The sequence below is a fragment of the Microbacterium altimontanum genome (assembly GCF_058349865.2).
Genome location: NZ_JBYRJB020000001.1, coordinates 432568 through 454830 on the forward strand (window position 1 = coordinate 432568; position 22263 = coordinate 454830).

Annotated in this window: 20 protein-coding genes and 1 tRNA gene; 8 read left to right on the top strand and 13 right to left on the bottom strand. The window is 69.8% G+C overall.

The genetic code is table 11. The annotated features are described in order from the left end of the window. Positions 1-273: 273 nt before the first annotated feature. From AC3RX1_RS01835 to AC3RX1_RS01850, 4 genes are all read left to right on the top strand, one after another. Positions 274-346 (top strand) — tRNA-Met (locus AC3RX1_RS01835). 103 nt (positions 347-449) lie between these two features. Further along, entirely contained in the window at positions 450-719 is a 270-nt protein-coding gene (locus AC3RX1_RS01840) for a hypothetical protein (protein WP_491499523.1), read from the top strand. A 99-nt stretch (positions 720-818) separates the two neighbouring features. Further along, positions 819-1139 carry a hypothetical protein gene (locus tag AC3RX1_RS01845; RefSeq protein WP_491499524.1) on the top strand — a complete coding sequence of 107 codons (321 nt, stop codon included), beginning with the start codon at positions 819-821 and terminating at the stop codon, positions 1137-1139. 27 nt (positions 1140-1166) lie between these two features. Further along, positions 1167-1517, top strand: a complete 351-nt coding sequence (locus AC3RX1_RS01850; RefSeq protein WP_491499525.1) for a hypothetical protein — start codon at positions 1167-1169, stop codon at positions 1515-1517. A 49-nt stretch (positions 1518-1566) separates the two neighbouring features. On the opposite strand, the gene AC3RX1_RS01855 is transcribed toward AC3RX1_RS01850, so the two are convergent. Next, positions 1567-1938, bottom strand: a complete 372-nt coding sequence (locus AC3RX1_RS01855; RefSeq protein WP_491499526.1) for an MmcQ/YjbR family DNA-binding protein — start codon at positions 1936-1938, stop codon at positions 1567-1569. Positions 1939-2038: 100 nt separating this feature from the next. Here AC3RX1_RS01855 and AC3RX1_RS01860 point away from each other — a divergent pair, with 100 nt between their 5' ends. Beyond that, the gene (locus tag AC3RX1_RS01860; protein ID WP_491499527.1) at positions 2039-2896 is read left to right on the top strand and encodes a hypothetical protein; all 858 of its coding nucleotides are present in this window, start codon (positions 2039-2041) and stop codon (positions 2894-2896) included. A 3-nt stretch (positions 2897-2899) separates the two neighbouring features. Here the strand turns inward: AC3RX1_RS01860 and AC3RX1_RS01865 are convergent, their stop codons facing one another. Continuing rightward, positions 2900-3910: a glycerophosphodiester phosphodiesterase family protein gene (locus AC3RX1_RS01865; RefSeq protein WP_491499528.1), complete on the bottom strand. Its 1011-nt coding sequence runs from the start codon at positions 3908-3910 to the stop codon at positions 2900-2902. A 163-nt stretch (positions 3911-4073) separates the two neighbouring features. Here AC3RX1_RS01865 and AC3RX1_RS01870 point away from each other — a divergent pair, with 163 nt between their 5' ends. After that, positions 4074-4982 carry a Bax inhibitor-1/YccA family protein gene (locus AC3RX1_RS01870; RefSeq protein WP_491499529.1) on the top strand — a complete coding sequence of 303 codons (909 nt, stop codon included), beginning with the start codon at positions 4074-4076 and terminating at the stop codon, positions 4980-4982. Positions 4983-5226: 244 nt separating this feature from the next. On the opposite strand, the gene AC3RX1_RS01875 is transcribed toward AC3RX1_RS01870, so the two are convergent. Together AC3RX1_RS01875 and AC3RX1_RS01880 are read right to left on the bottom strand one after the other, a co-directional pair. Beyond that, positions 5227-6510, bottom strand: a complete 1284-nt coding sequence (locus AC3RX1_RS01875; protein ID WP_491499530.1) for an RNA polymerase sigma factor — start codon at positions 6508-6510, stop codon at positions 5227-5229. Beyond that, a complete protein-coding gene (locus AC3RX1_RS01880) occupies positions 6497-6922 on the bottom strand; it encodes a YciI family protein (protein WP_491499531.1) in 426 nt (141 codons plus the stop codon). The genes AC3RX1_RS01875 and AC3RX1_RS01880 overlap by 14 nt, the downstream gene beginning before the upstream one ends. A 162-nt stretch (positions 6923-7084) precedes the next feature. Here AC3RX1_RS01880 and AC3RX1_RS01885 point away from each other — a divergent pair, with 162 nt between their 5' ends. Beyond that, positions 7085-7402 carry a helix-turn-helix domain-containing protein gene (locus AC3RX1_RS01885; protein ID WP_491499532.1) on the top strand — a complete coding sequence of 106 codons (318 nt, stop codon included), beginning with the start codon at positions 7085-7087 and terminating at the stop codon, positions 7400-7402. Positions 7403-7733: 331 nt separating this feature from the next. Continuing rightward, positions 7734-8960: a non-homologous end-joining DNA ligase gene (ligD, locus tag AC3RX1_RS01890; RefSeq protein ID WP_491499533.1), complete on the top strand. Its 1227-nt coding sequence runs from the start codon at positions 7734-7736 to the stop codon at positions 8958-8960. A gap of 223 nt (positions 8961-9183) precedes the next feature. Here ligD and AC3RX1_RS01895 read toward each other — a convergent pair whose 3' ends face one another. From AC3RX1_RS01895 to guaB, 9 genes are all read right to left on the bottom strand, one after another. Further along, entirely contained in the window at positions 9184-9771 is a 588-nt protein-coding gene (locus AC3RX1_RS01895) for a ClpP family protease (protein WP_491499534.1), read from the bottom strand. Continuing rightward, positions 9768-10391, bottom strand: a complete 624-nt coding sequence (locus AC3RX1_RS01900; RefSeq protein ID WP_491499535.1) for a ClpP family protease — start codon at positions 10389-10391, stop codon at positions 9768-9770. The genes AC3RX1_RS01895 and AC3RX1_RS01900 overlap by 4 nt, the downstream gene beginning before the upstream one ends. Positions 10392-10548: 157 nt before the next feature. After that, complete coding sequence (locus AC3RX1_RS01905) at positions 10549-11943, bottom strand: glycosyltransferase (protein ID WP_491499536.1); 1395 nt, start codon at positions 11941-11943, stop codon at positions 10549-10551. A 130-nt stretch (positions 11944-12073) separates the two neighbouring features. Further along, positions 12074-13657: a glutamine-hydrolyzing GMP synthase gene (gene guaA / locus AC3RX1_RS01910; protein WP_491499537.1), complete on the bottom strand. Its 1584-nt coding sequence runs from the start codon at positions 13655-13657 to the stop codon at positions 12074-12076. Then, entirely contained in the window at positions 13654-14121 is a 468-nt protein-coding gene (locus AC3RX1_RS01915; RefSeq protein WP_491499538.1) for a DUF3817 domain-containing protein, read from the bottom strand. The genes guaA and AC3RX1_RS01915 overlap by 4 nt, the downstream gene beginning before the upstream one ends. 116 nt (positions 14122-14237) lie before the next feature. Next, a complete protein-coding gene (locus AC3RX1_RS01920; RefSeq protein ID WP_491499539.1) occupies positions 14238-18326 on the bottom strand; it encodes an ExeM/NucH family extracellular endonuclease in 4089 nt (1362 codons plus the stop codon). A gap of 215 nt (positions 18327-18541) precedes the next feature. Continuing rightward, positions 18542-19372, bottom strand: a complete 831-nt coding sequence (locus tag AC3RX1_RS01925) for an SURF1 family protein (RefSeq protein ID WP_491499540.1) — start codon at positions 19370-19372, stop codon at positions 18542-18544. A 27-nt stretch (positions 19373-19399) separates the two neighbouring features. Beyond that, positions 19400-20518 carry a GuaB3 family IMP dehydrogenase-related protein gene (locus AC3RX1_RS01930; RefSeq protein ID WP_491499626.1) on the bottom strand — a complete coding sequence of 373 codons (1119 nt, stop codon included), beginning with the start codon at positions 20516-20518 and terminating at the stop codon, positions 19400-19402. Between the two features lie 93 nt (positions 20519-20611). After that, positions 20612-22114 carry an IMP dehydrogenase gene (guaB, locus tag AC3RX1_RS01935; RefSeq protein ID WP_491499541.1) on the bottom strand — a complete coding sequence of 501 codons (1503 nt, stop codon included), beginning with the start codon at positions 22112-22114 and terminating at the stop codon, positions 20612-20614. Positions 22115-22263 lie beyond the last annotated feature (149 nt).

Consider the following 22263-nt stretch of genomic DNA (forward strand, 5'->3'; position numbering starts at 1 on the left):
CGCCGGCGACGGCCAGTATCCGTCTGTACACAGGAGGATCTGCCTTCTCTTCAGTGAGCGGTGCCCTGGCCTGCTCCGTCGTGCGGAACTGAAAGGCACCAGGGGGAACGCTAAGAGGAACCTGAAGGCGGGTCAATGGGCGACACCGCAGATGAGAGGCGTCTCACGAGAGGCCGTTCTGCCTCTCACCCTTGAGTGTCATCGGGCGTCACGGTGGTTCACGCCGCGTCATCGGCTGCGGGATGTCGCGGCCTCCGCATAGCGTGGATCCATCGCGACGATCCGGGTGGTCCCGGGCGCCGGTTCATACCCGGTCGTGCAGCGGGTTCGACTCCCGCCGTCGCGTCTGCTTCTCCCGCCGTGAACACCGGTTCGGGGCACGACGGATATCGGCGGGCGATGCGGTTGGGCACGCCGATCAGAAAGACACTCGGTGGGAGAATGGCCCGGTGGATGCTGGATCGGTGATTGTGAGTGCCATCATCGTGGCTGCCACGGCAGGCGTTCTCGCGCTCGCGCCATTCATCCATCGCGATACGCGTAGACGATGGGAGAAGTGGCCCGGCGGGGGACTGGGTTCGGCGTTGGATGGTGTGTGGCGACCGTCGGCGGAGGACGCGCACGCGCAGTGGAAGGCTCAGATCGAGATGCCAGCTCCTGCGCCGAAGCCCGGTGACAAGGGGCTCGACGAGGGACGCATCGTCATCAACCTGCCCTGATCAGTTGCGATCCGTCCGGCCATTGCACAGCCAGCCTCGCTCGGAGTCCCCATCGGAGTCGTCCTTGACATGCACGGGTGGACTCGGGACTATTCCGTCATGGCGAACCTCGACGATCGCACGCCTGAATGGGCCGCTGCGGAAATCGTGAAGGCTATGCGTGATCGCAGCGTCGTTCTCGACGGCGAAGCGCAGGAGCTGCTCCTCGAACTGCTGAGGAATGGCGATGAGGTTGCCCGTCAGGCGGACCGTCCCGAGGCTTTCGTGGACGGCATATCGGAAGTTCTCGAGCGCCTTCAGGCCGCCGCTGCGGCTGCCCCGCTCATGGCACTTGCTGGTGGCGATGGTGAGGCAGTTGCCTTGCTCGAGGCTGAAGCGCTCTTCCGCTCCATCTGTCCGCTCTGGCCATTCTGCAAGTAGCTGCTCATCATGACGAAGGAGAACGACATGACCGACTGGTCGGCTCGCTCGTTCGACGTCGTCTGCGACTTGACGAAGCAGGTTCTCACGCTCGCAACGGCGGTTGTTGCGTTGTCGATCACGTTCATGCACGACCTTGCCCCAAATGCCTCCTCCGCCTCCAGAGTCGTCTTGCTTGTGTCCTGGGGGGCATTCCTTCTCTCGGTCTTCTTCGGGATGCTCACTCTGATGGCATTGGCAGGCAACCAAGCGACAGAGAACGCTCCGAGCCCTTATGCCGTGAACCTCAGGATCGTCGGCGGCATCCAACTCGTGGCTTTCTTCGCTGGCCTCGTGCTCACCGGCATTGCGGTACTGATGGCATCGTCAGCTCATTAGCGAACCAATCCTCCTGCCACCCGCCACGTCGACGGGCCCAACGCGCCGCTCAGTCGCCGCGCAAGTACTTCGGGGCTTGAATACGCCATGCCTCCGTCACGAGCTCGACGAGGTGGTCGGGGTCGATGCGCGCCATGCGGAAAGCCACCTGCGGCTCGCTCCAACGGGTCGTGGTGCGCAGGAAGACGTCGGGCGCCATCTCGACCAGCGCCAGCGCGTCCAGGCGATCGCCCACTTTTATGCCCACCACCAGTTCGGCCGCGATGATCTCGCGAATGTCCTCCGGAATGCTCGGCCAGGGATGACACTCCCACGCGTAGAGCTTCCGCCGCACGAACCACGCAGCACCGCCCGTCATGGCCCGCTCCTCGGTCCCGGGCAGGGCAAGGGCCGTGCGCCGCAGATCGTTGAGAGTGGCCACGGTGCGAGCGTACGGGGCGCCTCCGACACCACGTCCGGCCGCCGGGCCGATCGGAGACCATACCGCCGCAACCGGAACCCGATGTGGGAGCATGCAGGTCATGAACACCGCGGCTCGTGACGAACTGCGGATGCTGCGCGCCCGCGCATACGGACCGTCGGCGGACATCCACGACGATCCCGTCGCGCTGCGCCGATTGCGCGAGCTGGAGGCGCAGGCCGCGCCGCCCGCACCCGGTCCGACGTCACAGGCTTCGGCACCGGCCGTCGGCCCCGCGGCGGAGGCGGCGCCCCCGGTCGACAAGCGGGCGGCGTCTGCTCCGCTGCCACCGCTCCCCACAGTTCCGGCCGCGGCCGCCGTCGCACACCGGCGGGACCGCTTGAGGGAGCCGACCGTCACCATCGCCGGTGCATCCGAGGCCGCCACGCCCGCGCCGGACGGCGCCACGGCCCCACGCCGCTGGCTCCTCTCCCCCGGCTTCGCGCTGCTGTGGCTGCTCTCGCTCGTCGCCGTCGCGGCTGTCGCGGCGGGCGTCACCTTCGCCGCCACGTGGATCCCACAGATCGCGCGGCACGGCGACGCGCGGCAGATCGCGACGCTTTCTCCCGACCCTGCCTTCGACTGGCCCAAAGCGCTCGGCGGTCGGAGTCCCGACATGACCAGCGACGGGTATGCGTTCCATGGACTGACGGTGATCCGCATGACCCAGCCCTTCGACAACTCCGATGAGCCGGTCGATTGCCTCCTCGCGTACGTCTCGGGAGATGCCGACGCCGACGCGGAATACTTTCCCGGCCCCGTGTACAACGGCTGTGGCGCCGGCTCGTTCCCCCCGACGGTGCAGCTGCGGGTCGAGAAGTCGATGCCGGCGGAGCTCAAGAACGTGGCACCGGCGGGCACCTCCCTGCAGTTCGTGCTCGACGGCGACAGGATCGGCGTGTTCTCCGACGCCGAGTGATGCTCAGCCGCGGAAGACGCGAACGCCCAGGTCGGGATGGTCGACGAACACCCCGTCGACGCCGGTCTCGCGCAGCATCCGCCACTCCCCCTCGTAGTCGCCGAACGCCGCCTTGCCGCCGTGGCCGCGGAACGTCCGCGCCAGGAACGCGTTCTCGGGCCGGCACGTCCAGGTGAAGACGTCCAGCCCACGCTCGTGGGCGTCGCCGACGACCGACGACGGCGCGCTCACCCGCCCCAGCCGATCCGGCGCGAGGATCATCCGCTTGTCGACGCTGATGCCGTCGACGACGCCGACCAGCGTGTCCAGGCCGCGGGGCGACGCTGTCCACTCATAGGTGGGCGCGGCGTCGCCCTCCGTCGCCACCAAATCGTACGGGCGACCGACCGCCTCGAGCAGGTACACGTAGCGCGCCACCATCCCCTGCGCCCGGACGGCGGACAGCACCGTCGACTCGAACGACTCGACGACGAGCGGATGCCGACCATCGGCCCATCCCGCCGCTCCGAGCTCCGCAGCCAGGAGCTGCGCGACATCCCACCCCTGCTGTGAGAAGAACGTCGCGTGCTTGATCTCGACCACGGCGCCGATCGGGCGACCCTGGGCGACGGATGCGGCAGCCACCAGGTCGAGCACATCACGCAGACGCAGGATCGGCTCCTGGCCGTCGAAGCCGGCGCTTCCCGGCCGTAGCTCGGGCAGCCGCTCGCGCGCCCGCAGCGTCGCGAGCTCCTCCCACGTGAAGTCCTCGGTGAACCAGCCGATCACGCCCTGGCCGTCGATCTGCTTCGTCGTGCGCCGCGAGGCGAACTCGGGCCGGGCCGCGACATCCGTCGTCGCCGAGATCTCGTTCTCGTGCCGCACCACCAGCACGCCGTCCTTCGACACCACGATGTCGGGCTCGACGGCGTCCACACCCTGGGCGAGGGCGAGCTCGTACGACGACGGCGTGTGCTCGGGGCGGTACCCGGGCGCACCGCGATGGCCGATCACGAGAGGGTCGCGGGATGGCACGCCGACAGGCTATCCCCGCCCCGGCTTCGGCGACGCAGCGCGGCGCGACTCTTCGTTCTCTCAAAGGGGAATCACAGTGATCAGCCGTGCGCGCGATACCCGCCCCGGCTATCGTTGAGGGGAACAGCACCGTGCTGTGACCGACACTTTGGAGAGTGCGAGCATGCCTTCGGCAAACCCCGCCTTCAACAACCCGGCGTTCCAGGATCAGAGCGCCGTCCGCAGCTACCCCGGCGGTGCGAACGCAGCCACCATCGGCGGCCAGTCACAGAACGCCGCCTTCAGCCAGCAGGCTCAGGCCGCCGCCGTCAACGCCCAGCTCGAGGGCCAGTTCGCCGGCCCCTCGGCGAGCGCCGTCGAGACCGACCGGATGACGGTCGAAGACACCGTCCTCAAGACCCTCGGCCTGTTCGCCGTGCTCGTCGTCACGGCTGTCGTCGGATGGGTGTGGTCGCTCGGCGGCCTCACCGCGGCGACGCAGAACGTCTCGATGCTCCCCTGGATCATCGGCCTCGCCGGCGGCTTCATCCTCGCCATGGTGGTGTCCTTCTCCAAGAAGGTGCGCCCGGCCCTCATCCTCGCCTACGCGGCGTTCGAGGGCCTGTTCGTCGGCGGCATCTCGGCCTTCTTCGAGGTCCTCTGGCCCGGCATCGTGATGCAGGCGACCCTTGCGACGCTCGCAGTCGTGGGCGTGACGCTCGCGCTGTTCGCGAGCGGCAAGATCCGTGCCTCGAAGCGCGCGACCAAGATCTGGATGATCGCGATCATCGGCTACATGGTCTTCCAGCTCGTCAACATCGTGCTCATGTGGACCGGCGTGCTGAGCGCCGCCGACACCTTCGGCCTCTACAGCGCCAAGGTGTTCGGCATCCCGCTCGGTCTCATCATCGGCGTGCTCGTGGTCATCATGGCCGCGTACTCGCTCGTGCAGGACTTCGACTTCATCCAGCAGGGCGTGCGCAACCGCGCTCCCCGCAAGTACGGGTGGCTCGGCGGCTTCGGCATCATGGTGACCGTCGTCTGGCTGTACATCGAGATCCTGCGCATCATCGCGATCGCGCGAAGCAACTAGTCATTGCACTTGTGAAGGGGCCGTCCGGAAGGGCGGCCCTTTCGGCGTTTCGGGATGCTGCGGCATGGCCGCGCGTAGGTCGTTTCGGCTCGCTGCGCTCGCTCAACGACCGGCGGGCGGGCGTGCGCGGGCGGGCGTCGTTTCGGCTCGCTGCGCTCGCTCAACGACCGAAGGGGTGGGGCGGTGCGGCGGGTCGTTTCGGCTCGCTGCGCTCGCTCAACGACCGGTGGGGTGGGGGTGCTGTTCAGCGGCCGGTGCGGGCCCGCTCCTCCAGTAGGGCGCGCTCGCGGTCGTTCCCGGCGAGGGCGGCGGCCGTCGCGAACTCGCTGCGCGCCTCATCCGTCCGCCCCAGCCTGAGCAGCAGCTCGCCTCGCGTCGCCGGCAGCAGGTGGTATCCGCGCAGCGCGCCGTCGTCGACGAGCGCATCGACGATCCGGAGCGCGCTGGCCGGACCGGTCGCCATCGCCACCGCCGCAGCACGGTTGAGCTCGACCACGGGCGACGGCGCGATGCGGCCGAGCGCCTCGTACAGCACGACGATGCGCTCCCAGTCGGTCTCGTCGACGGATGGCGCGACCGCGTGACACTCGGCGATCGCCGCCTGCAACGCGTACGGACCGCGTCCGCGCCCGAGCGTGTCGACGCGGGCGAGGGCAGCCCGTCCGCGGGCGATCGCCGCGCGATCCCACCTGCTGCGATCCTGATCGGCGAGCAGAACGGGATCGCCGTTCGCGTCGACACGCGCCGGGAAACGGGCGGCGGTCAGCTCCATCAGCGCGAGAAGCCCATGGACCTCCGGCTCTCGCGGGGCGAGCGCGGCGAGCACGCGACCGAGCCGGATCGCCTCGCGAGCGAGATCGGGGCGCATCCAGTCCTCGCCGGCATGCGCCGCGTGCCCCTCGTTGAAGACCAGGTACAGAACGCTCAACACTGCCCCCAGCCGCGCTCCGTATTCTTCGCGGGGAGGCACCTCGAACGGCACGTGCGCCGCGCTCAGGGTCTTCTTCGCGCGCACGATCCGCTGCTGCACGGTCACGACCGGTACGAGGAATGCCCGCGCGATCTCGTCGGATGTCATGCCACCGACGACCTTCAAGGTGAGGGCCACCCGAGCTTCGCGCGAGAGCACCGGATGGCAGGCGATGAATACCAGGCGGAGCACGTCGTCGTCGATCGCATCGGGATCCCACGGATCGCCGCCTGCGACCGGCTCGCTCGCAAGCTCCTGCGCGAGGTGAGCGAGCCGCGCGTCGTAGCGTTCCCGGCGACGCCACATATCGATCGCACGCCGCTTGGCGACCGCCGTCAGCCAGGCGGCAGGGTTCGCCGGCACCCCGTCGCGCGGCCACTGTGCGAGCGCCTCCGCGAGGGCGTCTTGGGCGAGGTCCTCGGCCAGGCCGAAGTCGCCCGTCATCCGCGTGAGGGTGGCGACGATCCTGGCCGATTCGATGCGCCACACGGCGGCGACCGCGCGGGCCGAGGCATCCCGCCTCGTCCGCGCGGTCGACTCCGGCTCAGCTGCGGGCACGCTGCTCCTGCTCCTCGCGCCAGCCCTCTTCCTTCTGGATCCACTCGTTGTCCTGCGGGAAGTCCTCGAGCTCGGTCACCCGCCGCACCTCGAGGAACGCGCCCGGTCCCAGCGGCGCGCGGCACGCCCATTCGGCGGCCTCCTCCCGGCTCGCGACCTCGATGATCCAGAAGCCGTTGAACAGCTCCTTCGTCTCGCCGTAGGGGCCGTCGGTCACGAGCGGCGTCTCGGCGGAGAAGTCGACGACGAAGCCTTCGGCCGCGTCGGTCAGCCCCTCGCCGGCCAGCAGGACCCCTGCCTTCATCATCGATTCGTTGTACCGGCCCATCGCCTCGATGACCTGCTCGAAGGGGATGTCCTTGTACGCCTCGACACCGCTGTCGTCGGCGCGCATGATGAGCATGAACTTCATGATCTGTCTCCTCGTTCGGGGTCGTGTGTCGACCCTCTCACTCATGACGTCGAGCGAGAAAGCCGCAGATCGACACGCACGCCGAAAAGCTTCTCGAATCGACTCATCCGCTGTGAGCGGAATGGTCGGGCGCCGACGCGGCGAGCGCTCTATCGTGGGCGCATGGCCGAGATCATCCCGCTGCAGCGCCGCCCGGAGCCCGACCCGAGCCCGCGGCTCGAGCCGCTGTGGCGCGAAGCGGTCGGAGACGTCTTGCGGCGCACCCGTCACGAGCGCGGCGAGCGCTTGACCGACACGGCGCGGCGCTCGGGGGTCTCGCCGCAGTACCTCTCCGAGATGGAACGGGGGCGCAAAGAGCCGTCGAGCGAGATGCTCGCCGCCGTCGCTGGAGCCCTCGACCTGACGCTGCTCGACCTCACCTCGCTGGTCGCCGAGGGGCTGCGCCCAGCGTCGGCCGGCGCTGTGGTCAACGCCGCGTGAACGCTGCTCGTCGCCGATTCAGGCGACGATGCGACATCAGGCAGATTCGGCGCCGATCCGCCTGAATCGGTGTCATTGCCTGAATTCGCGACGTCTCGAGGGGCTGCGCTCCGCGTCGGCCGGCGCTGTCGTCAAGGCGCGTAACGCTGCTCCTCGTCACCGATTCAGGCGACGATGCGACATCAGGCAGATTCGGCGCCGATCCGCCTGAATCGGTGTCATTGCCTGAATTCGCGACGTCTCGAGGGGCTGCGCTCCGCGTCGGCCGGCGCTGTGGTCAACGCCGCGTAAGGGGCTGGCCGAGGCATCCGCTCGCCGCTAGCGTGGCGGCATGAGCGCCACGGAAGACACGCACCTCGATGTCGACGGACAGGATGTGCGCATCTCGCACCCCGACAAGAGGGTCTTCCCGAGGCCCGGCGTGACGAAGCTCGACCTCGTGCGGTACTACCTCGCGATCGCGGAGGGCGCGCTGCGCGGGGCCGGCGGACGGCCGCTGGTGCTGAAGCGCTACGTGAAGGGCATCGACGCGGAGCCGTTCTTCCAGAAGCGCGTTCCCGAGAACCGGCCCGGCTACATCGACACAGCCACCCTGCAGTACGCGTCGGGCCGGTCGGCGGAAGAGGCGGTGATCCGGGATGCGGCGGGGCTGGCCTGGGTCGTGAATCTGGGATGCCTCGACCTGAATCCGCACGCCGTGCGCGCCGAAGACCTCGACCACCCGGATGAGCTGCGCATCGACCTCGACCCGATGCCCGGTGTCGACTGGGGGCAGATCGTCGACGTGGCGTTCGTCGTACGCGATGTGCTGGAGGAGAAGGGGCTCGTGGGGTGGCCGAAGACGAGCGGCTCTCGGGGCATCCACATCCTCGTGCGGGTGCGTCCCGAGTGGGACTACCGGGAGGTGCGCCTCGCCGCGGAGTCGCTGGCCCGCGAAGTCGAGGCGCGTGCGCCCGGGCTTGCCACCGCGCGGTGGTGGAAGGAGGAGCGCGGCGAGAGCGTGTTCGTCGACTTCAATCAGAACGCGAAGGACCGTACGGTGGCGTCGGCGTACTCGGTGCGCGCGCTGCCGGATGCGCGAGTGTCGACGCCGCTGTCGTGGGATGAGCTGCGCGAGTGCCGGCCCGACGAGTTCACCGTGCTCACCGTGCCGCAGCGGTTCGCCGAGGTGGGCGACCCGCACGCGGGTCTCGATGACGCGGCGGGCTCGCTCGAGGGGCTGCTGCGGCTCGCGGAGGAGTTGGGCCCGGCGGAAAAGGCGCCGCGGGGGTCGTCTGCGTCAGGCCGTCGCGAGTCGACGATGCCGCTGATCGAGATCGCGCGCACGCGCACCAAGCCCGAGGCCGAGGCGGCCGTCGAGCAGTGGAAGGACGCACATGCCGACGCGGCCGCGCTGCTGCATCCGGCAGACGTCCTGGTGGACGGGATGCGTGGGTCGAGCTCGCTCTGGTACCGGGTGCGGATCAATCTGCAGCACGTGCCCGAGGGCGATCGGCCGGGACAGGAGAAGCTCCTGGCCGACTACGATCCTTGGGCGGGTCGAGCGTCTGGTCGTTGAGCGGTCGGTCTCGGTCGTTGAGCGACGCTTCGTCTCGCTGCGCTCGCTCAGCGCGGGTCTCCGCGAGTCGAAACGGCTCACCGGCGCGTTTCGACTCGTCGCTTCGCTCCTCGCTCAACGACCTGACGGGAATGGCGGCCGCGTTTCGACTCGTCGCTGCGCTCCTCGCTCAACGACCTGACGGGATGGCGGTCACGTTTCGACTCGTCGCTGCGCCCCTCGCTCAGCGACCCTCGAGCACCCGGTCGGCGAGGCCGTAGGCCACCGCATCCTGTGCCGTGAAGAAGCGGTCGCGATCTGTGTCGGCGCGCAACCGCGCAGCATCCTGCCCCGTGTGCGTGGCGAGGATCTGCTCCACGTCGCCGCGGACGCGGACGAGCTCGTCGGCCTGCACGATGAGGTCCGGGATCGCGCCGCGGCCCTGCCCCGCCGGCTGGTGCAGCACCACCCGGGCATGCGGCAGCACGGCGCGCTTACCGGGTGCCCCGGCGGCGAGCATGACGGCGCCGACACCGACCGCCTGCCCGATGCAAGTGGTCGCGACATCCGGCCGCACGTGGCGCATCGTGTCGTACACCGCGAGCATCGCCGACGGATCACCACCCTCGCTGTTGATGTAGAGCTGGATGTCGCGGTCGGGGCTCTCGGAGTCGAGGTGGAGGAGCTGCGCGATGAGCACGTTGGCGACGCCGGCGTCGATCGCGGTACCGAGGTACACGATGCGCTCGGCGAGCAGGTGCGAGTAGACGTCCATGATGCGGTCGCCGCGCGGGTTGGTGGCGACGACGTTCGGGATGCTGTAGCTGCTCATGCCGCTGCTCCTTCGCTGGTGATACCCACGGGTCGGCGGCGCCGCGGGACGACTTCGGTCCAGTCGCGCACGATGCCGTCGATGAAGCCGTACTCCTGCGCCTGCGCGGCGGTGTACCAGCGGTCGTGCAGGGAGTCCTCGAAGACGCGCTCCGGCGTCTGGCCGGTGTCGTCGGCGATGAGGCCGAGCACGGTGTCGCGCAGCTGCCGCAGGTCGCCGGCCTGCGCCTCGACCTCGACGGCGGAGCCGCCGAATCCGCTCGAGCCCTGGTGCATGAGCACGCGGGAGTGCGGCAGCGCACGGCGCTTGCCCTTCGTGCCGGCGGAGAGGAGGAACTGGCCGGCGCTCGCCGCCATCCCGAGGACGAGCGTCGCGACATCGTTGGGGATGAGTCGCATGACGTCGCGGATGGCGAGCATCGCCGGCACCGAGCCGCCCGGCGAGTGGATCCACAGGGCGATGTCGGCCGACTCGTCCTCGGCGGCGAGGGCGAGCAGCTGGGTGGCGAGGAGGGTGCCGTTGTCGTCGTCGAGCTCGCCGTCGAGCACGATGACGCGCTGTGCGTAGAGCTCGCGACGCGCGGCTTCGCCGAACATCCGGGGCTTCGTGTCGTCTGTCATGCCACCAGCGTCGCGCGGTCAGCGGCGCTGTGCGCGGGGATCCGCCGTGGGTGGATCTGCGGTGGGCGGATGGGGGCGAGCGGGTGTTCGGCCGCGCGGTGGGCGACAGCCCCGTCTGAACGGCGACTGGCGCGGTGCCGGCGCTCCGCCGCCCGGGTCAGGCGCGGCGCGAGGGACGCCGCGCGCCGGCGGTGATCGCCGCCACGAGCGCCGGCCGGATCGCCTCGGGGGCGTACGCCAGGGCCGCGTGCCGTGCCCGGGCGCTGAGAGAACGACGGCGGTCGGGGTCGCGGAGGAGCGCGATCACGGCTTCGGCGAGCGCCTCGACATCGCCGGGAGGAATCACGACGCCGCCGTCGCCGATCACCTCGCGGGGGCCATACCGCACGTCGAACGACACGACCGGCAGCCCCCGCGCGAGCGCTTCGGCGATCGAGAGACCCTGCCCCTCGAATGCGGCCGAGACGAGCATGAGTGTGGCCTCGGCGAAGACTGCATCGCGCTCGGTGGGAGTGATCGTGCCGTGCAGACGGACGGCAGCCGTGAGGCCGCGCTCGTCGATGAGCTCCTGCAGCTGGGCGCGCAGAGGACCGTCGCCGTAGATGTCGAGGGTCGCTTCGGGTACGGAGGCCAGCACACGCTCAAACGCCGTGACCGCGCGGTCGATGCGCTTCTGCTCGGCGAGCCGATTCACCATCACGACCTTCGCGGGGGCGCGGGTAGCAGCATCCGTCGGCTCGGGTCCCGGATCGATGGGATTCGGCACGACATGGAACGACGCGTCGCCGCCGAACCGCGCCGCGACCTCGTCGCGCTGTGCGGCCGTCGGCCAGAGGACGGCGTCGTAGTCGTGCACGTGCGCCAGCCAGCGCGCCCACGGCGGGGCGAGTTCGGCGCCGGGATCGTCGTAGGGCGCCGGCAGGTGCGAGTTGTGCACGGTGTGGACGATGCGCACGCGCGGATCGTCCCAATCGACGAGCAGCTCGCCGACCTGGCGCGCTTCACACACCACGACGACGAGGCGGTCGGGGTTTCCGTCGCGGAGCTCGTCGACGACGTGCTTGAGCCAGGCGCGATAGAGACCCCGGAAGCCCCGCAGGATGCGTCGGCCGCCGGGTGCATGGATCACGACGGGGGCATCGGTGAGGTGCCAGGCAGGGTCTTCGACCACGGGGAGGGAGACGAGCGGTCGGCCCGACGCATCCGTTATCTCCCGGTGCGGCAGAGTCGGGTCGGCGTCTCCCGGTTCTGCGGCGGCGAAGAGCCAAGCGGGGTCGGCGGCGGCATCGTCGAAGAGATTGCGCCAGGATGCGGCATCCGGCAGCAGTCCGTGGGCGACGAGCTCGTCGCGCCATTCCGCGTGGGTCGCGGGGTCGGCCGCATCGACGGTCAGGAGCAGCGGGCGCCGGGCGCCGGCGTCGCGCAGCTGGCGCACGCGCCAGGGCACCGCGACGGCGAATCCGCCGTCGAGCGCCGGAGCGACGCGGCTCGCGAGCACGACATACGCGGCGTCGGGCAGCGCTGCGGCGTGCTCAGTCGGGCCGGAGGTCATTCATCCATCCTGCCCGGCTCGGGCGTCAAGGCACGACAACGCTCGCGAACCGAGGGACAACTCGGCGAACTGAGGGACAACTCGACCAACCGAGGGACAACTCGGCGAACGGAGGGGCAGCGGGTGGGGGTTACTCCCACTCGATGGTTGCCGGGGGCTTGCTCGTCACGTCGAGCACGACGCGGTTGATCTCGCGGACCTCGTTCGTGATGCGGTTCGAGATGCGCGCGAGCACGTCGTACGGCAGGCGCGTCCAGTCGGCGGTCATCGCGTCTTCGCTCGAGACCGGACGCAGCACCACCGGGTGCCCGTACGTACGGCCGTCGCCCTGCACGCCGACCGAGCGCACGTCGGCCAGGAGCACCACGGGGCACTGCCAGATCTCGCCGTCGAGCCCCGCCTTGCTGAGCTCCTCACGGGCGATCGCGTCGGCCTCGCGGAGGATCTCGAGCCGCTCGCGCGTCACCTCACCGATGATCCGGATGCCGAGGCCCGGGCCCGGGAACGGCTGCCGGCCCACGATCGCCTCGGGGATGCCGAGCTCGCGGCCGATCTGACGCACCTCGTCCTTGAACAGGGTCCGCAGGGGCTCGATGAGCTCGAAGTCGAGATCCTCGGGCAGCCCGCCCACGTTGTGGTGGCTCTTGATGTTCGCCGTGCCGGCGCCGCCGCCCGACTCGACGACGTCGGGATACAGCGTGCCCTGCACGAGGAACTTGATCGGCGCACCCTCCGCCTTCGCCTCGGCGACGAGGTCGAGCTGCGCCTTCTCGAACGCGCGGATGAACTCGCGCCCGATGATCTTGCGCTTCTGCTCCGGATCGGTCACGCCCTGCAGCTGCTCGAGGAACGTGTCGGCGGCGTCCACCGTGACCAGGCGCACGCCGGTGGACGCGACGTAGTCCTGCTCGACCTGCTCCCGCTCCCCCTTGCGCAGCAGCCCGTGGTCGACGAACACCGCGGTCAGCTGGTCGCCGATCGCCTTGTGCACGAGCGCCGTCGACACGGCCGAGTCGACCCCGCCCGAGAGGGCGGAGATCACGCGGGCGTCGCCCACCTGGGAGCGGATGCGCTCGACCTGCTCGGCGATGACGTTGTCGCTGGTCCAGGATGCGTCGAGCCTGGCCGCCTTGTGCAGGAAGTTCTCCAGCACCTGCTGACCGTGGTCGGAGTGCTTCACCTCGGGATGCCACTGCACCCCGTAGAAGCACTTCTCCTCGCTGCCGAACGCCGCGACCGGGGTGGCGGCGGTCTTCGCGAGCACCTCGAACCCCTCGGGCGCCTTCGCGACCTGGTCGCCGTGGCTCATCCAGACGTTCTGCTCGACGGGCTGGCCGGCCAGCAGCACTCCGCCGTCGCCCGTGAGCGACGCATCCGTCGCCCCGTACTCCCGCAGTCCCGTGTTCGCGACCTCGCCGCCGAGCGCGCGCGCCATGAACTGGAAGCCGTAGCAGATGCCGAGCGTCGGCACGCCGAGGTCGAACACCGCGGAGTCGAGCTGCGGCGCCCCCTCCTCGTACACCGAAGAGGGCCCGCCCGACAGGATGAGCGCCACGGGATTCTTCGCCGCGATGTCGGCGGCGGACGCGGTGTGCGGCACGATCTCGCTGTACACGCCCGCTTCGCGCACGCGGCGCGCGATCAGCTGCGCGTACTGCGCACCGAAGTCGACGACGAGGACCGGACGCTGCGCGGTCTGAGTGGTCTCGGTCACCGGGCTCCTTCAGGGGCGGGGGTGGTCTGGGATGCGGCCGACTGCTCGCGCTCCGCGAGGTAGCGCTTCACGTCGCGGGCGACGATGGCCTCCATGATGAACGACAGGAACGGCACGACGCCGCCGGCGGCCAGCATGATGAAGCGCCAGAACTGCCAGCGCATGAGGCTCCACACCCGGAAGCAGCTGAAGAGGTACACGACGTAGAACCAGCCATGCACGACGAGGATCGTCATGTTGAGGTTGAGGCCGGTCCCCGTCGACTCCCCGTCGACGCCCACCGGCGAGAACGCGAGGAATCCGCTCGAGCCGCCGAGGAACAGTTCTGTGTGGAAGCCGTACTTCATGATCATCTCGGCGACCAGCAGCAGCAGGAACGTACCGGTGATGAGCGAGCAGATCTGGTAGAGCTTGAGGGCGCCGCGGATGGCAGGGAACGACGCCAGCTTCGGGGCGAGGGGCATGGGGCCAAGTCTACCCGTGCGGCCCTGGGCGCCCGCCCGGCGTTGGGCCGAACGCCGACGGCCGGCGGATGCGAGCGGCGTGCTCGGCATCCGTCGGCCGTCGGTTCACCGGAGGGTCAGCCGAAGATCCGCGAGAGCAGGTCCCACAGCCAGTCGAACAGCGCGCCCAGGTGCCCGTTTCCTCCGCCGCCGGCGCGGTTGACGTGCACGGTCGCCGTCGCCTCGTCACCGTCGGCCTGCGCCACCGCGAGGGTGTACTTGCCGGGATGCGTCGACGTGGGCACCGTCGGCGACGCGGTGAACGCGCCCTTCGCGTCGGCCGTCACGGTGCCGAGGGGCACCGTCACGCCCTTCTTGCCGCGCAGCTGCACGGTGAGGGTCTCGCCCGCCTCGAACCCCTGGCCGGTCACCGCGAGCTTCTTGCCCGCGGCGACGGTGCCCTTGCCGACGTCGATCGTGCCGGCGAACTCGCCGCCGCCGCCCGACCCGGTGATCTCGAACGGCACCTGCGTGCCCGTGCCCGTGCCCGCGACCGAGATCGTCAGCGCCCGGGCGCCGGTCACGCCGGCAGGGACGGTGAACGTCAGCGTCGCGCGACCCACTTCGTCGGTGGTGTCGACGACCGTGGGATCGACGGCACCGCTGGCGAGCACCGTGTCGCCGAGCGAGATCGACACGTCACCGGGCGCCTTCTCCGCCGCGCTGAACGCGAGCGAGGAGAGCTTCGCGGTGACGGTGTCGCCGGCGCTGTACCCATCGGCGTCGGGCGCGCTGAGCGAGACGCCCACGGCGCGCTGCGCCAGATCCGGGGTCGCGGTCTTGTTCGCCTCGAACCAGTCGACCATCGACTGCAGGTCGACCTTTCCGGTGTCGGCCTTGTTCGTCCCCGACGCCAGGGTGGTGAAGTTGTCACCACCGGCGGCGAGGAACGAGTTCACCGCGACCGTGTACGGGCCGTCGGAGGTGACGGTCTTGCCGCTGAGCGTCATGGTGCCGATGTGCGATCCGGCAGCGGCGACCGGGTCGTACGTGTAGGCCAGCTCCTTCGACACGCCGAGCTTGAGGAACGGCCGGCTCGCTCCCGCCGGCTGCCACTGCTCCTCGAGCACCTTCTTCAGCTGGGCGCCGGTGAGCGTCATCGTGACGAGCGTGTTGGCGAACGGCTGCACGGTGGCGACTTCGCGGTAGGTGAGGTTGCCGTCGGGGTCGCCCTCGCCGGTCGACGCGTACGTGAGGTCCTTGCGGAGCCCACCGGGGTTCATCAGTGCAACGTCGGCGCCCGTCGACCACTTCTGCACGTCGGCGACGAAGTTGCCGAGCGTCGACTCGCCTCCGCGGTTCTCCGTGGTGCCGTTGCTCTGCCGAGCCCGGTTGAAGTCGGCGGTGATGTCACCGACCTTCTTCGCGCCGAGCACGTCGGCCTTCGCCTTCGCCGCATCCACGATCTGCTGCACGGCAGGATCGGCGTCGTACAGCGGCTTGCCGTCGGCGGCGAGCGGCTTGACCTCGTTGCTGATCGACAGCAGATCCTTCGTCTTCGGGTCGACCTTGAGCGTCATGAGCCCGTAGTTCTCGCCGTACTGACCGGCCGAGACGACAGGGCGCCCGTCGATGACGTGGTTGTACACGAGGTGCGTGTGCGCCGACACGATGGCGTCCACGTCGTCGTCCACGCGGTTCACGATCTCGCCGAGCGGGGAGTCGGGCGTGATGCTCGACAGGTCGGTCGTCTCGGCCCCTTCGTGCACGAGCAGGATGATGACGTCGGCCTCGCCGTTGGACGCGTCGCCGTCGGTGAGGTCGTCGGCGGCGGCGTTGACCGAGTCGGCGATGTCCTTCACCTCGAGCTCGGCGATGCCGTCGGGCGACACCAGTGAGCCGAGCGCCTCGGTCACCGCGCCGATGAAACCGACCCGCACGCCGTCGACGTTCTTCACCCACGAGGGGGCGAGCGCCGGCTTGCCGGTCGACCGCAGCACGACGTTGGAGTTGATGTACTCCCAGTCGGCGCGGTCCTGCACGCGGTCGCGCAGATCTGCCCAGCCCTTGTCGTACTCGTGGTTGCCGGCGGCGCTCACCTCGAGCCCCGCCGCGTTCAGCGCGTCGATCGTGGGGTTGTCGTCGTCGATGAACGAGGTGAACGTCGACGCGCCGATGAGGTCGCCGGCGGCCGCGAAGATCGTGTTCGGGTTGCTCTCGCGCACCTGCTTCACCGCGGTCGCGAGCGCCGCAGCCCCACCCGAGGCGCCGTCGGCCTCGATCCGCCCATGGAAGTCGTTGATCGTCACGACATCGATGTCGACGGGCGGCAGCGTGCTGCTGACCCCGACGATGATCGGATCGTGGTCGCTCGACCGGTACGGCGTGCCCGCCTCGGCCGCGCCGAACGAGTAGCCCCGGTCGCTCCACTCCGGGGAGTTGATCCCCCAGACGCCGGCGCCGGTGATCGACGCGGTCAGCGACGGCGACGCGATGACGTGGTCGAGCGAGCCGAGCTCGCCGTCGAACGTGTAGGTGTACTGGCCGTCGGTCTTGTCGGCGACGAGGTCGGACCAGCCGGCCGTGCGGAACACCTCGATCGGGTCTTCCTCGCTGTACGAGTTGAAGTCGCCGACCAGCAGCACGTCGCCGCTTCCCGAGGCATCCTGGACGTCCTTGGCGAACGCGAGCACCGACTTCGCCTGCGCGACGCGGTCGGCGTTGAAGAAGCCCTGCCCGTCGGCCGGCTCGTCGCCGCCGCCCTCCGGCGGCGACTTCGACTTCAGGTGGTTCGCGATCACGGAGATCGTGCGCCCGTCGACGTCGAACGTCTGCGCAATCGGCTCGCGCGCGTTGCCCCAGACCGTCTCGTCGCTCACGGTGGCGGCGTCGCCCACGGGGGTGACGGCATTCTTCTTGTAGATGATGGCGTTCGTGATGACGTCGGTGGTCGCGGCGTTCTGCAGGGCCGCCGGCGTCGGGATGTATCCCCACGCGTCGGAGCCGGCATCCGCGTTCAGCGCGGCGACGAGATCCTTCAGCGCAGTGTCGGCGGGCTTGCCGAACTTCACCGAGTTCTCGATCTCCATAAGCGTCACGATCTCCGCGCCGAGCCCGTTGATCGCCGCGACGATCTTCGAACGCTGGACGGCGAGCAGCGCCGCGGTCTTCGCGCCGCGCGCATCCGGGTTCTCGCTCTGCAGCGTCGTGAAGTAGTTGTAGACGTTGAACGACGCGACCTGTGCGTCGCCGCCGACCTTCGGCGGGGCGGCCGGCCGCGGGTTCGACTGGTCGAACGTGACCTTGTCGGCGGCGGGGCTCCCGTCGTTGATCGGGACCACCGGCTGCAGACGCCAGTCGTCGAAGCCGTACTGCAGGATGTACCCGCGGTCGGAGAAGCCGACCTTGTCGCCATTGCGGACGACGGTGTCCTTCGTGAAGTACGGTTGGTCGCCGTCATGGGTCTTGTTCGAGATCTGCACCGACCATCCGTCGTCGAGCAGGATGCGGCGCGCCCGGTTCTCCGCCGCGATCGCGTTCGCCTCGGCGCCGGGCCTGGTGGTCTCGGTGTTCTTGACGTTCAGCTCGTCGGGGTCGAGCCACAGCGTCCCGAAGTTGTAGAGCTGGTGGCTCGACGCCAGCCGGTAGGAGCCGGTCGGCGCGACGAACATGTTCTCGTACTGCTCGCGGTCGCTGCCCACCACGCTCGTGGGCAGCGGTGTGGCCGCGGGAACGCCCGCGTCGGGGGTGACCACGACCACGTCGGCGAGCACCTTCGGCGAGATCTGCGTCTGACCGAAGTACTCGCTCACGGCGCCGGTGACCGAGACGAGGTCGCCGATCGCGAGCGTCGGAGCGAGCGCATTGAGGTAGACGAAGATGCCGTCGGAGGCGCCCGGCGTCGCATCCTCCGCGCCGCCCGAGCCCTGCGTCTGGATGACGATGCCCTTGTATCCGCCGACGCGGTAGTCGGCCGTGACGACGCCCTGCACGGTGACGGTCTTGCCCGCCAGCGGCGAGGCGTCGCCCGTCCCCTGCACTTCGGCGATCGTGTTCGTGGGCGTCGGTGGGTCGGCGGCGAAGGCGGGTGCGGCGCCGATCGCGCCGACGGCGAGCGCCGCGACCGTCGCGACGGCAAGGCCGGCCGCGCGCCGGTGACCCGCTCCATGCGGGGGACGAAGGGACGACACGCGCACGGCGGCGGCATCATCGCGGACGGAGTTCATGCAGTTTCCTCCTCGTGGGATGGCAGACCGGCTCTTCAGCGAGCACATCGCCGACTCTCAGCGAGCGCTCAGCGAGCCGCATCCTGCGAGCCTATGGAGGGCCGTCGACATCCTCAATGGCGTTCGCTCAAAGTTCATCTGCCTCTCATGAGCCAGACGGATGCGTCGCCGAACCGCGCGGCGCAGAGAGCTGCGCCAGCCGGGAGACGGGTGCGTCAGCCGGCAGAAGGCTCGCCGGAGGAGTCCTCGAGCTCCTCGACTTCCTTCTCCCACGCGTCCTTCGCGAGCCGGTACCAGAGATAGAACGCGAAGCCCGCGAAGACCGCCCACTCGGCGGCGTAGAAGAGGTTCAGCCAGTTGAGCCCGCTGTGGTCCTCGGGCACGTGCGAGGAGATCGTGACGAGGCCGCCGATCGCCGCATCGGACGTCAGGTACGGCCGGTACACATCCAGCCCGGCGGTATCGTGCCAGCGGCTGAGCAGTGCCGCCGGCGACATCGTGGTGAGCGCGAACGGGTCGTCACGGCGGGGCACGGCAGGGCCCTCGTCGGAGATCAGGCGGCCCGTGACAGTCGAGACATCGGCGCCCTTCGCGTTGAGCTCGGCTGCGGCATCCTGCGCCTTCTGCAGCGTCGGGGCCCAGCCCACCGCCACGGCGAGCGACGTCGGCGTCGCGTCGTCGAGGCGGAACTGGCCGGTCACCCAGAAGCCCTCGACGTCGTCGTTCATGCGGCGCGACACGACGAGGAAGTCACCCGGCACGAACGCGCCGTGCGCCTGCACCTTCTGACCCACCAGGGGCGCGTTGAGGTAGGCGCCCGGCTTGACCACGTCGGAGATCGGGACGACCGTCTCGGTCTGCTCCGGCTCCGACGCGACGGTGTCGAGGGCGCGGCCGAGCTGCCACTGCCCGAGCCACGCGAACACCCCGGCGACGACGAGGCACAGGCCGAGCATCGCGAGCCAGCGGGGCCGCAGCATGACCTCCCGCAGCGTCGGCGGGAACACCTCGGGCAGGTCGTCGACCTGACCTCGCTGCGTACTCATTCCGGTCGTGCTCATTCCGGCGGGCGGTCAGTCCACGCCGTAGGGTGCCACGACGACCTCGACCCGCTGGAACTCCTTCAGGTCGGAGTAGCCGGTCGTGGCCATCGACTTGCGCAGCGCGCCGATGAGGTTCGCGGTCCCGTCGGCGACGGGCGCCGGCCCGTAGAGGATCTCCTCGAGCGGCGCGACCTGGTCAACGTGGACGCGGCGGCCGCGGGGCAGCTGCGGGTGGTGCGCCTCGGGACCCCAGTGGAAGCCACGGCCGGGCGCATCCGTCGCGCGCGCGAGGGCCACGCCGAGCATGACGGCGTCGGCGCCCATCGCGAGCGCCTTCACGATGTCGCCCGACGTGCCGACGCCGCCGTCGGCGATCACGTGCACGTACCGGCCGCCCGACTCGTCCATGTAGTCGCGGCGCGCCCCCGCGACATCCGCGACGGCCGTCGCCATCGGGGCGTGCAGGCCGAGTGTGGCGCGGGTCGTGGATGCCGCTCCCCCGCCGAAGCCCACGAGCACGCCGGCGGCACCGGTGCGCATGAGGTGCAGGGCCGCGGTGTAGGTCGCGGCGCCGCCCACGATGACGGGCACGTCGAGGTCGTAGATGAACTTCTTGAGGTTCAGCGGCTCGGCGACCGACGAGACGTGCTCGGCCGAGACGGTGGTGCCGCGGATGACGAACAGATCGACGCCCGCGGCGACGACGGTCTCGTAGAGGTCCTGCGTGCGCTGCGGAGTGAGCGATCCGGCGACCGTGACGCCCGCCTCGCGGATCTGTGCGAGCCTGTCGCGCACGAGCTCCGGCTTGATCGGCTCGGCGTACATCTCCTGCATGCGGCGGGTCGCGTCGCCGTCGTCGAGCGTGGCGATCTCGACGAGCAGGGGCTCGGGGTCGTCGTAGCGGGTCCACAGGCCCTCGAGGTCGAGGATGCCGAGGCCGCCGAGCTGGCCGAGCATGATCGCGGTCTGGGGGCTCACGACCGAGTCCATCGGCGCGCCGATCACGGGCACCGCGAACTGGTAGGCGTCGATCGACCAGGCGGTCGACACGTCCTCCGGGTTGCGCGTGCGCCGCGAGGGCACCACGGCGATGTCGTCGAACGTGTAGGCCCGCCGGGCGCGCTTGGCGCGTCCGAGCTCGATGTCCATGCTCACGGTTCCAGCCTACCTGCGCCGCCTCGACCGACCGGCGGGCCGTCGGTCTCGGTCGTCATCGGAGCAGGATGCCCCGGCCCGGGCGCACTACTTCTTGTAGTTGGGCGCCTCGACCACGATCTGCACGTCGTGGGGGTGCGACTCTTTGAGACCGGCGGCCGTGATCCGGACGAATCGGCCACGTGCCTTGAGCTCTTCGATCGTGCGCGCGCCGACGTAGAACATCGACTGACGCAGCCCTCCGATGAGCTGATACGCCACGGCGGCGACGGGCCCGCGATACGCGACCTGACCCTCGATCCCCTCGGGGATGAGCTTGTCGTCGCTGGGCACATCGGCCTGGAAGTAGCGGTCCTTGGAATACGACGTCTTCTTGCCGCGCGTCTGCAGCGCGCCGAGCGAGCCCATGCCGCGGTACAGCTTGAACTGCTTGCCGCCCTGGAACACGATCTCGCCGGGCGCCTCATCCGTCCCGGCGAACAGGGAGCCGATCATCACGGCGTCAGCTCCGGCGACGAGCGCCTTGGCGATGTCGCCGGAGTACTGCAGACCGCCGTCGGCGATTACCGGCACGCCCGCCTCACGGGCGGCGAGGAACGCCTCGTACACGGCCGTGACCTGCGGCACGCCGACGCCGGCGACGATGCGGGTCGTGCAGATCGAGCCCGGCCCCACGCCGACCTTGACGGCGTCGACGCCCGCGTCGATGAGCGCCTGCGCCCCCTCCCGGGTCGCGACGTTGCCGCCGATGACGTCGATGTGCGCGAAGCTCGGGTCGGCCTTCAGCCGGCCGATGATGTCGATCACGCCGGCCGACTGGCCGTTCGCCGTGTCGACGACGACGACGTCGACGCCGGCGTCGCGCAGCGCCTCGGCCCGCTCCCACGCGTCGCCGAAGAACCCGATCGCGGCGCCCACGCGCAGCCGGCCGTGCTCGTCCTTCGTGGCGAGCGGGTACTTCTCGCTCTTGTCGAAGTCCTTGATCGTGATGAGCCCGGCGAGCTTGCCGTCGTCGTCGAGCAGCGGAAGCTTCTCGACGCGGTGCTTCGCGAACGTGGCGATGACCTCGCCGGCGCTGATCCCGACCTTGCCGGTGATCAGCCCCTCGCTTGTCATCACATCGCGCACCTTCGTGGTCTGCCGCTCGAAGCCCGACACGAACCGCATGTCACGGTTCGTGATGATGCCGAGGAGGTGCCGTTCCTCGTCGACCACGGGAAGACCCGAGATGCGGTACTGCGCGCACAGCGCATCGACCTCTTCGATCGTCGCGTCGGGACTGGTCGTGATCGGGTCGGTGATCATGCCCGACTCGCTGCGCTTGACCTGGTCGACCATGCTCGCCTGATCGGCGATCGACATGTTGCGGTGGAGGATGCCGAGCCCGCCCTGGCGTGCGATGGCGATCGCCATCCGCGCCTCGGTCACGGTGTCCATCGCCGCCGAGATCAGCGGGGTGGCGACCGTGATGCGCCGGGTCACGCGCGAGGAGGTGTCCGCCTCGCTGGGGATGACGTCGGTGTGCCCCGGCAGGAGCAGGACGTCGTCGTACGTGAGACCGACGAAGCCGAAGGGATCGGGCTGTTCCATGAAGGCTCCTCTCGCGCCCGGGGCGCGTGGCGGATCGCGGCGGGGCGACACAGAGCCCATACAGGCAGAGCCGATGCGAACAGGGCCGATGCAGCGGCGAGATCCGTGCCGTCATCACAGTCTAAGCGCCGACGCGGCCCGGACATTCC

Coding starts and splice junctions, on each gene's coding strand:
- AC3RX1_RS01845 (WP_491499524.1), top strand. CDS start 819: ATGGCGAACCTCGACGATCGCACGCCTGAATGGGCCGCTGCGGAAATC.
- AC3RX1_RS01850 (WP_491499525.1), top strand. CDS start 1,167: ATGACCGACTGGTCGGCTCGCTCGTTCGACGTCGTCTGCGACTTGACG.
- AC3RX1_RS01860 (WP_491499527.1), top strand. CDS start 2,039: ATGAACACCGCGGCTCGTGACGAACTGCGGATGCTGCGCGCCCGCGCA.
- AC3RX1_RS01870 (WP_491499529.1), top strand. CDS start 4,074: ATGCCTTCGGCAAACCCCGCCTTCAACAACCCGGCGTTCCAGGATCAG.
- AC3RX1_RS01880 (WP_491499531.1), bottom strand. CDS start 6,922: ATGAAGTTCATGCTCATCATGCGCGCCGACGACAGCGGTGTCGAGGCG.
- AC3RX1_RS01885 (WP_491499532.1), top strand. CDS start 7,085: ATGGCCGAGATCATCCCGCTGCAGCGCCGCCCGGAGCCCGACCCGAGC.
- ligD (WP_491499533.1), top strand. CDS start 7,734: ATGAGCGCCACGGAAGACACGCACCTCGATGTCGACGGACAGGATGTG.
- AC3RX1_RS01895 (WP_491499534.1), bottom strand. CDS start 9,771: ATGAGCAGCTACAGCATCCCGAACGTCGTCGCCACCAACCCGCGCGGC.
- AC3RX1_RS01900 (WP_491499535.1), bottom strand. CDS start 10,391: ATGACAGACGACACGAAGCCCCGGATGTTCGGCGAAGCCGCGCGTCGC.
- AC3RX1_RS01905 (WP_491499536.1), bottom strand. CDS start 11,943: ATGACCTCCGGCCCGACTGAGCACGCCGCAGCGCTGCCCGACGCCGCG.
- AC3RX1_RS01915 (WP_491499538.1), bottom strand. CDS start 14,121: ATGCCCCTCGCCCCGAAGCTGGCGTCGTTCCCTGCCATCCGCGGCGCC.
- AC3RX1_RS01920 (WP_491499539.1), bottom strand. CDS start 18,326: ATGAACTCCGTCCGCGATGATGCCGCCGCCGTGCGCGTGTCGTCCCTT.
- AC3RX1_RS01925 (WP_491499540.1), bottom strand. CDS start 19,372: ATGAGTACGCAGCGAGGTCAGGTCGACGACCTGCCCGAGGTGTTCCCG.
- AC3RX1_RS01930 (WP_491499626.1), bottom strand. CDS start 20,518: ATGGACATCGAGCTCGGACGCGCCAAGCGCGCCCGGCGGGCCTACACG.
- guaB (WP_491499541.1), bottom strand. CDS start 22,114: ATGGAACAGCCCGATCCCTTCGGCTTCGTCGGTCTCACGTACGACGAC.